This window comes from Salibaculum sp. (assembly GCF_035270045.1).
Lineage (GTDB): Bacteria > Pseudomonadota > Alphaproteobacteria > Rhodobacterales > Rhodobacteraceae > Salibaculum.
Window position 1 is genome coordinate 1 of sequence record NZ_DATFIP010000035.1, and the last position, 12,127, is coordinate 12,127.

Sequence of the window (12,127 nt, forward strand, 5' to 3'; positions counted from 1 at the left end):
CGCGCCGACGCCCGGCGCGACCGTCTCGACCTTGTCCAGCACCTCGGACCACGCTCGCACGGTCTGGCCGGCATAGGCGGGATTGGCATGCGCGCCGCCGTTCAGGCCCACGATCATCTGCGCGTTGGCGAGGCCGTTGAAGCTGAGCGCGCGCGCCATCGAGATGATGTGCCCGCCATAGATCAGAAGCTTGCCGTCCGGCCTGACCGTGGTGTCGAAATGCACCTTGGACGTGTTCTGCCACAGCCGCGTGGCCAGCATGTGCTCGGCCTCCTCGACGGTGACGCCGTCGACGTGGTCGATCACCTCACCCGATTGATAGTCGCCCCAGCGATGCGGTTCGCCGGACAGCGTGAAATCGTATCGCGAGAAGTCCAGCCCCCCGGGGATCGCAAGGTCGTCGACCGACAAAGCCTTCTTCAACTCCGGTACGTTGGTCTCGGGCGCTGGCGCCCGCGCATCGCGCTTGCGCACCATGACCCAGCGCACGTAGTCCAGAACTGCCTCGCCGCGCTGGTTGGTGCCGGTGGTGCGCACCCAGACCACGCCGGTCTTGCCGTTGGAATTCTGTTTGAGCCCGATGACCTCCGACGAAGACCGCAGCGTGTCCCCCGCGTACACGGGCCGCAACCAGCGGCCCTCGGCATAGCCAAGGTTGGCGACAGCATTGAGAGAGATGTCCGGAACGGTCTTTCCGAAAACCACGTGGAAGGCGGCCAGGTCGTCCAGCGGGCTTTCGGGCAGTCCACAGCCGCGGGCGAACTCGTCCGAGGACGAGATGGCATGCCGCGCGGGATAGAGCGCGTGATACACCGCCCGTTCGCCCGCCCCGACGGTGCGCGGCACGGCGTGGTCGATCACCTGCCCCAAGGCGTAATCCTCGAAGAAGCGGCCCTGGTTGGTCTTGGTCGTCATTGCTGCCCCAGCTTCATGGCGGGGTGATACGCCCCGTCGATTTCCTTGGTCACGGCCTGACCACAGCGCAGCACGCCATTGGCCTCGTCGAAGGTGTATTGCGGATCGCCGTAAAGGTCCCAGCCCTTGGAAAGCGCCTCGGAGACCTTGTGGCAGAAGGCCGGGGTGTCATCCGCGGTCAGGAAGCGATAAAGTTTCACTGTCTCACCGCGGGAAGGGCCAGACGCCCAGCCAGGCGTGGATGGCAGCCGTGACGGCGAAGGCCACGACCGTGATGACCACCAGAAGGACATTGCGCTTGGGGTCGCCCGGCGTCGGCCGCTCCCAGCTTTCGGCGCGGTTGATCACCGCCACCTCGGCCCCGGCCCAGACCAGCATCGACCCGAACAGGACGATCGAAGCCAGGTCGCCATTCACCAGAAGGTGCGCCACCGCCCATATCTTGACCGCCAGCAGCTGAGGGTGACGCAGCTTGCCGCGCAGGCTTCCGGTGGTCGCGGACAGCCCGAAGACGAAGAAGGCGATCAACATCAACAGGTTGTTGATGTGCACCATGAAGCTGGGCGGATACCAGACGTTGACGAAGGCCGCGCCGCGATAGCCGATCACCATCAGCACCAGGCTGACCAGGAGCACCAGCGCAACCAGCCCCTTGCCCTTGTCGCCCATGCTGGCGCGGGCATCTGGCGCCACGCGCTTGAAAAGATGGGCACCGACCCAAAGAAGGATGCCGAGAATAAGTAGTGTCATGCCGATTCCAGTTCCGCGATTGCCTCTGCCTTGGCCAAGGTCGCCCGGGCGGTCTCGACATGCAAGTTCTCGACGATCTGGCCGTCCACGACGGCAACGGCCTGCCCCTCCGCGATCGCCGCGTCATAGGCGGCGATCCGGCGGCGGGCTGTCTCGAGCTCGGCCTCGGAGGGGGCGAAGACGGCATTCGCGATTTCCAGCTGGGCGGGGTGAATCAGCGTCTTGCCGTCCATGCCGAAATCGCGGCCCTGTTGGCATTCCGCGCGAAGCCCCTCGGCGTCCTTGAACGCATTATAGACGCCGTCAAGCACCACCACGCCATGGGCACGGGCGGCCAGCACACAGGTCTGCAGCGCGGTCCAAAGCGCGGCGCGGTCCGGCGTGGTCCGCGTGCCGAGATCCTTGGCCAGGTCATTGGTGCCGATCACGAATCCCCCCAGCGCCGGGTGGGCGGCGATGGCTGCGGCATTGAGGATGCCCGCCGGGCTTTCCATCATGGCCCAGATGGGCTTGTCCGGGACCAGCGCGGCGATGGCGTCGATATCCCCCGGACCCGTCACCTTGGGCAGCAGCACCGCGTCGCAGTCCATCCGGGCCACTGCGCAAGCATCCTCGGCGCCCCAATGGGTGTCCAGCGCATTGATCCGCACGATCCGCATCCGCGGCCCGTAGCCGCCCTTGCCCAGTTCCTCGGCCAGGGTGGCGCGCGCGCCGGGTTTTTCATCCGGGGCGACGGCATCCTCCAGGTCGAAGAGGATCACGTCGGCGGCCAGCCCCCGGGCCTTGTCCAGCGCTCGGGCCTTCGAGCCGGGAATATACAGGGCCGAGCGGCACGGTCGCGTCATTGCATGGCCTCCAGGTAACAATCTTGCGCAGAAAGGGCCACATTCATTGTGATCATGCAAGTCGAAAAATGCGGCAATGCAGCAACGCCTTGCGCGCGCCCTACCCCGCCAGCCCCCCGGTCAGGCCGTCCCAGATCAGCTTGGTCGAAACCCCCAGAAGCGCCCAGGTCACGAACCGGAAGAACAGCGCCTCGGGAAGGATCTTCACCAGCTTCAACCCGACGAACACCGCCAGCACCGCCGGCAGGACCAGTACCGCCGCGACGCGGAGGCTCTCGAGTCCCAGTTGACCAAGGGCCGCGTAGGGCACCAGCTTGAGCGCATTGGCATAGGCAAAGGCGATTGTCGTCGTGCCGGCAAAGGTCAGCTTGGACAGGCGCAGCGGCAACACCCAGACCTGCCAGGGCGGGCCGCCGGAGTGACTTACGAAACTGGTGAACCCGGACACCGAGGTCCAGAACAGGCCAGACGCCTTGTTGGCGGGCCGGGCCGCCGCGTCACGCCCTCGGCTCAGCAGCAGGCTCGCGGCGAAGCTGGTGCCAATCCCGCCGATGATCAGGCGCACCACCCATTCCGGCACGACCCCGGCCGTAACCCAGCCGATGCCGGTTCCGATGGTCAGCCCGGCCATGCCGATTGTCAGCACGCGCCGGTCGAAAACATGGCGATAGGCCCAGACGCCGAAGATGTCCGAGACGATGTAGACGGGCAACAAGAGCCCCGCCGCCGTCACGGGATTGATGACCAAAGACAACAGCGGTACCGAGAGCATCGCCACCGCCGGCAGGCCACCCTTGCCCATTCCGACACAGACGGAGGCCAGCAGCGCCAGCGACCAGAACAGGGGCCCGTCCATCTTGTCTATGCCCTCCGGCCGTATCGGGAATCACCTGCACCCCGGTACCGCGGAAGCTGAACGCGGCTTCGGTGACGCGCGCGAGCATTAGCGCAAACAATCCCACGGTTACAACACCCTGCCCGGTCAGGCTTGCGCGGCGCTTTGCAAAGGACTACCCAAGCGCCGACCACAAACAGAACGGACAGAGGATCCATTCATCATGGCCAGACCCAAAATCGCCCTTATCGGCGCCGGTCAGATCGGCGGCACGCTTGCCCATCTCGCCGCGATCAAGGAACTCGGCGACGTCGTGCTGTTCGACATCGCCGAGGGCACACCCGAGGGCAAGGCCCTCGACATCGCGGAATCCGGCCCTTCGGAAGGGTTCGATGCGAATCTGAAAGGCACGCAGGATTACGCCGATATCGCAGGCGCCGATGTTTGTATCGTCACAGCCGGTGTGCCCCGCAAGCCGGGGATGAGCCGGGACGACCTGCTGGGCATCAACCTCAAGGTCATGAAGGCCGTTGGCGAGGGCATCGGCAAGCACGCCCCCGAGGCCTTTGTCATCTGCATCACCAACCCGCTGGACGCCATGGTCTGGGCGCTGCGCGAATTCTCGGGCCTGCCCCATGAAAAGGTCTGCGGCATGGCCGGGGTACTGGACAGCGCCCGCTTCCGCCACTTCCTCGCCGAGGAATTCAAGGTTTCGATGAAGGACGTGACGGCTTTCGTGCTGGGCGGCCACGGCGACACCATGGTGCCCCTGACGCGCTATTCCACCGTCGCCGGCATTCCCCTGCCCGACCTGGTCGCGATGGGCTGGACCACCCAGGACAAGCTGGACGCCATCGTCCAGCGCACCCGCGACGGCGGCGCCGAGATCGTCGGCCTGCTCAAGACCGGCTCGGCGTTCTATGCACCCGCCACCGCCGGCATCGAGATGGCCGAGGCCTACCTCAAGGACCAGAAGCGCCTGCTTCCCTGCGCGGCCTACGTGGACAACGCCTACGGGCTCAACGGCTTCTACGTGGGCGTGCCCACCGTGATCGGCGCGGGCGGAATCGAGCGCGTTGTCGAGATCAAGATGAACAAGGAAGAACAGGCCATGTTCAACCACTCGGTCGACGCGGTGAAAGACCTTGTCAGCGCCTGCAAGGGCATCGACGAGAGCCTGGCCTGAGCCCATCCGGACAGATTGCGAAAGGGGCGTTCCTTCGGGCGCCCCTTTTTGCTGCCTGGCCACCACACGGCTCCGCCTGCCCCCCGGGGCGGTGATTCTCGGCCGGTTCGTTTGGGCACGGGCTCGGGATACCGTAGTATACCGAATTTTGTGATCACAGCAAATGAGGTGTGATCACAAATGTCGCTTTTTCCCGGCAATCTGGGAAAATGTTCTTTTGACCACCGGGTGTCGCATGTTTGATCGCAGGTAAATCCATCTGATCGAGGGACAACCATGAATATCCACGAATACCAGGCAAAGGCTCTGCTGCGCTCCTACGGTGCGCCTGTCAGTGACGGGCGTGTTGTCCTGAAAGCGGAAGAGGCCAAGACCAAGGCGGGGGAACTGGACGGACCGCTCTGGGTGGTCAAGGCACAGATCCACGCGGGCGGCCGCGGCAAGGGGTCCTTCAAGGAAGACAGCGCCGGCGACGCGGGTGGCGTGCGCCTGGCCAAGTCGGTGGAGGAAGCCGCAGACGAAGCCAAGAAGATGCTCGGCCGCACCCTGGTGACCAAGCAGACCGGCCCGGCGGGAAAGCAGGTCAACCGCATCTACATCGAAGACGGCTCTGGCATCGAAACCGAGCTCTACCTCGCGCTGCTGGTCGACCGCACCACAAGCCGCGTGTCCTTCGTGGCCTCGACCGAGGGCGGGATGGACATCGAGGAGGTCGCAGAGACGAGCCCCGAGAAGATCCTGTCCTTCTCAGTGGATCCGGCCACGGGCTACCAGGCCTTCCACGGACGCCGGATCGCCTTCGAACTCGGCCTGAAGGGCCCACAGGTCAAGCAATGCGTGGCCCTGATGGGAACGCTTTACAAGATGTTCGTCGAGAAGGACATGGAACAGCTGGAAATCAACCCGCTGATCGTGACCGACAAGGGCGACCTGAAATGCCTTGACGCCAAGATGGGTTTCGACGGCAACGCCATCTACCGCCATGCGGACATCGGCGAGCTGCGCGACACCACCGAAGAGGATTCCAAAGAACTGGAAGCCTCCAAGTACGACCTCAACTACATCGCGCTGGACGGCGAGATCGGCTGCATGGTCAACGGCGCCGGCCTGGCCATGGCGACCATGGACATCATCAAGCTCTACGGCGCGGAACCGGCCAACTTCCTCGACGTGGGCGGCGGCGCCACCAAGGAAAAGGTGACCGAGGCGTTCAAGATCATCACCTCGGATGAGAACGTGAAGGGCATCCTTGTCAACATCTTCGGGGGCATCATGCGCTGCGACGTCATCGCCGAGGGCGTGGTGGCCGCGGTCAAGGACGTCGGGCTGAAGGTGCCGCTGGTGGTGCGTCTTGAAGGCACGAACGTCGAACAGGGCAAGGAGATCATCAATTCCTCCGGCCTGGACGTGATCGCCGCCGACGACCTCAAGGACGGCGCGCAGAAAATTGTTAAGGCAGTGAAAGGCTAACCCCGATGGCAATCCTCGTTGACGAAAATACCAAAGTGATCTGCCAGGGCCTGACCGGGTCGCAGGGCACGTTCCACACTGAACAGGCCGTTGCCTACGGGACCAAGATGGTCGGGGGCGTGACGCCGGGCAAGGGCGGCACGACGCATCTGGACCTGCCGGTGTTCAACTCGGTTCACGAAGCCAAGGCGACAACCGAGGCCAACGCCTCTGTCATCTACGTGCCGCCACCCTTCGCCGCGGACTCGATCCTTGAAGCCATCGACGCCGAGATGGAGCTGATCGTCTGCATCACCGAAGGAATCCCGGTGCTGGACATGATGAAGGTCCAGCGCGCGCTGGAAGGCTCCAGCTCGCGCCTTGTCGGGCCCAACTGCCCGGGTGTCATCACGCCCGACGCCTGCAAGATCGGCATCATGCCGGGCCATATCCACAAGCGCGGTTCGGTCGGCGTGGTCTCGCGTTCGGGCACCTTGACTTACGAGGCGGTCAAGCAGACCTCGGACATGGGGTTGGGACAGTCCACCGCCGTGGGGATTGGCGGCGACCCCATCAAGGGAACCGAACACATCGACGTGCTGGACATGTTCCTTGAGGACGACGAGACCCAGTCGATGATCATGATCGGCGAGATCGGCGGCTCGGCCGAGGAAGAGGCGGCGGAGTTTCTGGCCGAACAGAAGAAAAAGGGCCGGTGGAAGCCCGTCGCGGGCTTCATCGCGGGCCGCACCGCCCCACCGGGCCGCCGCATGGGCCATGCCGGGGCCATCGTGGCCGGCGGCAAGGGCGACGCGGAAAGCAAGATCGAGGCGATGAAGTCCGCCGGGATCGTTGTCGCCGACAGCCCCGCCACACTGGGCGAAGCCGTGATGGCAGCCATCGAGAAGGGCTGAGCCCGAAAGACCACATCATGATGGACCCGGACAAGCACCAGGCACGGACGCGCAAGGAGGCCCTCGCCTCGGCCCTCTTCTTCGTGTTGTGCCTGTGTCTGGGCCTTATCGTTCTGGCCGCGCAGGCCCGGGCCGATGTGCCCGGGCCCGTTGCGCATACGGGGGGCGCCAACCCCTGCTGCATCGAAAGGTAGTCGCGCCATGACCGACCAATCCCCCAACGACGTTTTCCATGCCTCCAGTTTCATGCAGGGGCACAATGCGGAATACATCGAACAGCTCTACGCCAAGTATGCCTCGAACCCGGGCGCCGTCGACGAGAGCTGGCGCGACTTCTTCAAGGCGCTCGGCGATGCCCCCGCCGAGGCACGTGCCGAGGCCGCCGGGCCGAGCTGGGCGCGCCCTGACTGGCCACCCCAGCCCAACGACGAGCTGACCGCGGCGCTGGATGGCCAGTGGCCCGCCGACCCCAAGGAGGCCAAGGCCGCGGCGGAGAAGATCAAGGCAAAGGCCGAGGAACAGGGTGTCGGCCTGTCCCAGGAACAGGTCCGTCACGCGGTCCTGGACAGCATCCGTGCGCTGATGCTGATCCGCGCCTACCGCATCCGCGGTCATCTCGTGGCCGACCTTGACCCGCTGGGCATGCGCGACCAGACCCCACACCCCGAACTCGATCCCAGGTCCTACGGGTTCGAGGACAAGGACATGGACCGGCCGATCTTTATCGACAACGTGCTGGGGCTCGAAGTGGCCTCGATGCGCGACATTCTGGCCATCGTTCAGCGCACCTATTGCGGCACCTTCGCGCTGCAATACATGCACATCTCCAACCCCGAGGAATCCGGCTGGCTGAAGGAACGGATCGAGGGGCTGGGCAAGGAAATCGCCTTCACCCAGAACGGCCGCAAGGCGATCCTCAACAAGATGGTTGAGGCCGAGGGCTTCGAGAAGTTCCTGCATGTCAAGTACATGGGCACCAAGCGGTTCGGCCTCGACGGGGCCGAAAGCCTGATCCCGGCGATGGAGCAGATCATCAAGCGCGGCGGCAACCTTGGCCTCAAGGATATCGTCATCGGCATGCCGCACCGCGGCCGCCTGAACATCCTGGCCAACGTCATGGCCAAGCCCTACCGCGCCATTTTCCACGAATTCCAGGGCGGCAGCTTCAAGCCCGAGGACGTGGACGGCTCGGGCGACGTGAAATATCATCTCGGCGCCTCGAGCGACCGCGAATTCGACGGCAATTCGGTGCATCTGTCGCTGACCGCCAACCCCTCGCACCTGGAAGCGGTGAACCCGGTCGTCCTGGGCAAGGTCCGCGCCAAGCAGGACCAGTTGAACGACACCGACCGGACGGCCGTCATGGGCATCCTGTTGCATGGCGACGCGGCCTTCGCGGGACAGGGCGTCGTGGCCGAGGGGTTTGGCCTGTCAGGTTTGCGCGGCCATCGGACGGGCGGCACCATGCACCTGGTCGTCAACAACCAGATCGGCTTTACCACCGCACCGCATTTCTCGCGGTCCTCGCCCTATCCCACGGACATCGCACTGATGGTCGAGGCGCCGATCTTCCACGTCAACGGAGATGACCCCGAGGCCGTTGTCCACGCGGCCAAGGTCGCCACCGAGTTCCGCCAGAAATTCCACAAGGACGTTGTCATCGACATCATCTGCTACCGCCGCTTCGGTCATAACGAGGGCGACGAGCCGATGTTCACCAACCCGATCATGTATAAGAAGATCAAGCAGCAGAAGACCTCGCTGACCTTGTACACCGAGCGGCTGGTCAAGGACGGGCTTATCCCCGAGGGCGAGATCGACGAGCAGAAGACCAAGTTCCAGAGCTACCTCAATGACGAGTTCGAGGCGGGGAGGGAATACCGCCCGAACAAGGCCGACTGGCTCGATGGCAAGTGGTCCCACATGGACCGCAAGGACGAGAATTACCAGCGCGGCGAGACGGCCATCAAGAAGAAGACATTCGATGATATCGGTCGCGCCCTCACGACGGTCCCCGAGGGCTTTCCGATCCACAAGACGGTTGGCCGCCTGCTGGAGACCAAGCAGAAGATGTTCGAAACCGGCGAGGGCTTCGACTGGGCCACCGCCGAGGCCCTGGCGTTCGGCAGCCTGATGACCGAAGGCTACCCGGTCCGGCTGTCCGGGCAGGACAGCACCCGCGGCACCTTCAGCCAGCGCCATTCCGGTATCGTCAACCAGGAAACCGAGGAACGCTATTACCCGCTCAACCATATCCGCGAGGGACAGGCGCGCTTCGAGGCCATCGACTCGATGCTGTCGGAATACGCGGTCCTGGGCTTCGAATACGGCTATTCGCTGGCGGAACCCAACGCCCTGACCCTTTGGGAAGCGCAGTTCGGCGATTTCGCCAACGGCGCGCAGATCATGTTCGACCAGTTCATCAGTTCGGGTGAAAGCAAGTGGCTGCGCATGTCGGGCCTGGTCTGCCTGCTGCCGCATGGCTGGGAGGGCCAGGGCCCCGAGCACAGCTCGGCCCGGCTGGAACGGTTCCTGCAGATGTGCGGTGGCGACAACTGGATCGTGGCCAATTGCACCACGCCGGCCAACTACTTCCACATCCTGCGCCGGCAGTTGCACCGCACCTACCGCAAGCCGCTGATCCTGATGACCCCGAAATCCCTGTTGCGCCACAAGTTGGCGGTCAGCACGGCCAAGGAATTCCAGGAAGGCAGCAGCTTCCACCGCGTTCTGTGGGATGATGCCCAATACGGGTTGTCCGACACCAGGCTGGCCGAGGATGAGAAGATCAGGCGCGTCGTCATGTGTTCGGGAAAGGTCTACTACGACCTGTTGGAGGAACGTGACAGGCGCGGTATCGACGACGTCTACCTGATGCGGTTCGAACAGTTCTACCCTTTCCCGGCCCAGTCCGCCGTAAAGGAGCTTCAGCGTTTTCCCAACGCCGAGATGGCCTGGTGCCAGGAGGAGCCCAAGAACCAGGGCGCCTGGTTCTTCATCGAACCCAACATCGAGTGGGTCCTGACCCGCATCAAGGCCAAGCACACGCGCCCGATCTACGCGGGCCGCCCCGCCGCCGCGTCGCCCGCCACGGGCCTCGCCTCGCGCCACAAGTCCGAACAAGAGGCGCTCGTGAACGACGCGCTGACCATCGAAGGGAAATGATCCAATGACCGAAGTCCGTGTCCCCACCCTGGGCGAAAGCGTCACCGAAGCCACGGTGGCCACTTGGTTCAAGAAGCCCGGCGACAGTGTCGCCGCAGACGAGATGCTCTGCGAACTGGAAACCGACAAGGTGACGGTCGAGGTGCCCGCCCCGGCCGCCGGCACCCTGTCCGAGATTGTCGCGGGCGAGGGCGAGACCGTTGGCGTCGATGCCCTGCTCGCCAACATCTCGGCGGCTGACAATGCCGGCCCCGAGGAAACCACCGAACGCAGCCAGAAGAAGAACGGCGAAAGGGCCGAGGCCAAGGACGAGAAGTCCGACCAGCCCACCCCGAGCGGGGGCGAGATGGACGTCATGGTGCCCACCCTTGGCGAGAGCGTGTCCGAGGCGACCGTCTCGACCTGGTTCAAGAAACCGGGCGAGGCCTTCGCCGCCGACGAGATGCTCTGCGAGCTTGAGACCGACAAGGTCTCGGTCGAGGTGCCCGCCCCGGCCGCCGGTGTCCTGACCGAAGTGCTGGCCGAGGAAGGCAGCACCGTCGAGGCGGGCGGCAAGCTGGCCGTGATGTCCACCGAGGACGGAGCCGCCCCGGCCGAAAGCACACCGAAAGAGGCGGCCCCCGCGTCCACCGGGTCGGCCAGCAGCAGCGGCAAGGATGTCGAGAACGCCCCCAGTGCCAAGAAACTGATGGCCGAGAACGACCTGTCCGACGTCAAGGGCACCGGCAAGGATGGCCGGGTCATGAAAGAGGACGTGCTCAAGGCCCTGTCCGAGCCCAAGGCGCAAGAGGCGCCCGCCGCCAAGGCCCCGGCCCGCGCCCCGGTGCCCGCCGACGACGCCAGCCGCGAGGAGCGGGTCAAGATGACGCGCCTGCGCCAGACCATCGCGCGCCGCCTGAAAGAGGCGCAGAATACCGCCGCGATGCTGACCACCTACAACGAGGCCGACATGGGCCCCGTCATGGACCTGCGCAACGAATACAAGGACCTGTTCCTCAAGAAACACGGCGTCAAGCTGGGCTTCATGTCGTTCTTCGTGAAGGCCTGCTGCCACGCCCTGCGCGAGGTGCCAGACGTCAACGCCGAGATCGACGGCGATCACGTGGTCTACAAGGATTACGTGCACATGGGCGTCGCCGTGGGCACGCCCAACGGGCTGGTCGTGCCGGTGCTGCGCGACGCGCACCTGAAAAGCTTTGCCGCCATCGAACAGGAAATCGCCGAGCTGGGCACCAAGGCCCGCGACGGCAAGCTGGGCATGGCCGACATGCAGGGCGGGTCCTTCACCATCTCCAACGGCGGGGTCTACGGCTCGCTCATGTCCTCGCCCATCCTGAACCCGCCGCAGTCGGGCATCCTCGGCATGCACAAGATCCAGGAGCGGCCCATGGCCGTGAAGGGCCAGGTGGAGATCCGCCCGATGATGTACCTGGCGCTGTCCTACGACCACCGCATCGTCGACGGCAAGGGCGCCGTGACCTTCCTCGTGCGCGTGAAAGAGGCCCTGGAAGACCCGCGGCGGCTGTTGATGGATTTGTAAGAAGGCTTGCCGATGACACCGCGCCGATCACAGGGCAGCGCCCGGCCGCCGGGTGGGCGCAAAGCGCCCGGCCGAGACGAGAGTTGGGCGCTGACCGTGCGGCTACACACTATGAGGGGTGTCATTTCGCAATGAATGATGAAGGTCTGGAAATCTCCCGACAGGAGCGGGCTACCAGCCTTGGCTTGGCTTTTCTTCGTTCCATTCTGCTTCTCAATGGTGGAGGAATACTAGCTTTGCTCACGTTCTTGGGAAACGCCTCTGCACAAACAATGGTGACAATACCGTTGCAAAGCATCAAATGGGCAATGTTCTGGTTCTTGGTCGCTATTTCGACGATGATGCTCGGTCTGCTGGTTTCTTATGCGTTCACGGCAACAACGCCCGGATCCAAATTTTCAGAGTTCTGGAACTATCATATCGTCACGCTCAATTCGATCTTGGGTGCCGTTTCGTTGTCAGCGTTCATAGTTGCGTTGAGCATTCTGATCGTAGGTGCATCGCAGGTACCCGCCCAATGACTTCAGA

12 protein-coding genes are annotated in these 12,127 nt (G+C 64.2%); 7 read left to right on the forward strand and 5 right to left on the reverse strand.

Features of this window, described 5'->3' with window-relative positions; translation table 11 throughout:
* From VJ897_RS05645 to VJ897_RS05665, 5 genes are all read right to left on the reverse strand, one after another.
* Positions 1–915, reverse strand: a 915-nt coding sequence (locus tag VJ897_RS05645; RefSeq protein WP_324054060.1) for a MaoC family dehydratase, incomplete at its 3' end; no start/stop codon positions are given.
* Complete coding sequence (locus tag VJ897_RS05650; RefSeq protein WP_324054061.1) at positions 912–1,115, reverse strand: DUF1737 domain-containing protein; 204 nt, start codon at positions 1,113–1,115, stop codon at positions 912–914. The genes VJ897_RS05645 and VJ897_RS05650, both read right to left, overlap by 4 nt.
* 4 nt (positions 1,116–1,119) lie before the next feature.
* Complete coding sequence (locus VJ897_RS05655; RefSeq protein WP_324054063.1) at positions 1,120–1,665, reverse strand: NnrU family protein; 546 nt, start codon at positions 1,663–1,665, stop codon at positions 1,120–1,122.
* Complete coding sequence (locus tag VJ897_RS05660) at positions 1,662–2,510, reverse strand: HpcH/HpaI aldolase/citrate lyase family protein (protein WP_324054065.1); 849 nt, start codon at positions 2,508–2,510, stop codon at positions 1,662–1,664. The genes VJ897_RS05655 and VJ897_RS05660 overlap by 4 nt, the downstream gene beginning before the upstream one ends.
* A 100-nt stretch (positions 2,511–2,610) precedes the next feature.
* Entirely contained in the window at positions 2,611–3,366 is a 756-nt protein-coding gene (locus VJ897_RS05665; RefSeq protein WP_324054067.1) for a sulfite exporter TauE/SafE family protein, read from the reverse strand.
* A gap of 202 nt (positions 3,367–3,568) precedes the next feature.
* On the opposite strand from VJ897_RS05665, the gene mdh reads away from it, so the two are divergent.
* The 7 genes from mdh (at position 3,569) to VJ897_RS05700 (ending at position 12,120) form a co-directional block, all read left to right on the forward strand.
* Entirely contained in the window at positions 3,569–4,531 is a 963-nt protein-coding gene (gene mdh, locus VJ897_RS05670) for a malate dehydrogenase (RefSeq protein WP_324054068.1), read from the forward strand.
* Positions 4,532–4,807: 276 nt separating this feature from the next.
* On the forward strand, positions 4,808–6,001 hold the full coding sequence (sucC, locus tag VJ897_RS05675; RefSeq protein WP_324054070.1) for an ADP-forming succinate--CoA ligase subunit beta: 1,194 nt from the start codon (positions 4,808–4,810) through the stop codon (positions 5,999–6,001).
* A gap of 5 nt (positions 6,002–6,006) precedes the next feature.
* A complete protein-coding gene (gene sucD, locus VJ897_RS05680; protein WP_324054072.1) occupies positions 6,007–6,894 on the forward strand; it encodes a succinate--CoA ligase subunit alpha in 888 nt (295 codons plus the stop codon).
* A gap of 17 nt (positions 6,895–6,911) precedes the next feature.
* Positions 6,912–7,088 carry a hypothetical protein gene (locus VJ897_RS05685; protein ID WP_324054074.1) on the forward strand — a complete coding sequence of 59 codons (177 nt, stop codon included), beginning with the start codon at positions 6,912–6,914 and terminating at the stop codon, positions 7,086–7,088.
* A 7-nt stretch (positions 7,089–7,095) separates the two neighbouring features.
* Positions 7,096–10,059, forward strand: a complete 2,964-nt coding sequence (locus tag VJ897_RS05690; protein ID WP_324054076.1) for a 2-oxoglutarate dehydrogenase E1 component — start codon at positions 7,096–7,098, stop codon at positions 10,057–10,059.
* A 4-nt stretch (positions 10,060–10,063) separates the two neighbouring features.
* Positions 10,064–11,599 carry a 2-oxoglutarate dehydrogenase complex dihydrolipoyllysine-residue succinyltransferase gene (odhB, locus tag VJ897_RS05695; protein ID WP_324054078.1) on the forward strand — a complete coding sequence of 512 codons (1,536 nt, stop codon included), beginning with the start codon at positions 10,064–10,066 and terminating at the stop codon, positions 11,597–11,599.
* Between the two features lie 131 nt (positions 11,600–11,730).
* Entirely contained in the window at positions 11,731–12,120 is a 390-nt protein-coding gene (locus VJ897_RS05700) for a hypothetical protein (RefSeq protein WP_324054080.1), read from the forward strand.
* Positions 12,121–12,127 lie beyond the last annotated feature (7 nt).

Bases quoted from the DNA above. Each gene is read 5' to 3' on its own strand.
- VJ897_RS05690 (WP_324054076.1), top strand. From the start codon at position 7,096: ATGACCGACCAATCCCCCAACGACGTTTTCCATGCCTCCAGTTTCATG.
- VJ897_RS05655 (WP_324054063.1), bottom strand. From the start codon at position 1,665: ATGACACTACTTATTCTCGGCATCCTTCTTTGGGTCGGTGCCCATCTT.
- sucD (WP_324054072.1), top strand. From the start codon at position 6,007: ATGGCAATCCTCGTTGACGAAAATACCAAAGTGATCTGCCAGGGCCTG.
- VJ897_RS05685 (WP_324054074.1), top strand. From the start codon at position 6,912: ATGATGGACCCGGACAAGCACCAGGCACGGACGCGCAAGGAGGCCCTC.
- odhB (WP_324054078.1), top strand. From the start codon at position 10,064: ATGACCGAAGTCCGTGTCCCCACCCTGGGCGAAAGCGTCACCGAAGCC.
- VJ897_RS05665 (WP_324054067.1), bottom strand. From the start codon at position 3,366: ATGGACGGGCCCCTGTTCTGGTCGCTGGCGCTGCTGGCCTCCGTCTGT.
- VJ897_RS05660 (WP_324054065.1), bottom strand. From the start codon at position 2,510: ATGACGCGACCGTGCCGCTCGGCCCTGTATATTCCCGGCTCGAAGGCC.
- VJ897_RS05700 (WP_324054080.1), top strand. From the start codon at position 11,731: ATGAATGATGAAGGTCTGGAAATCTCCCGACAGGAGCGGGCTACCAGC.
- sucC (WP_324054070.1), top strand. From the start codon at position 4,808: ATGAATATCCACGAATACCAGGCAAAGGCTCTGCTGCGCTCCTACGGT.
- mdh (WP_324054068.1), top strand. From the start codon at position 3,569: ATGGCCAGACCCAAAATCGCCCTTATCGGCGCCGGTCAGATCGGCGGC.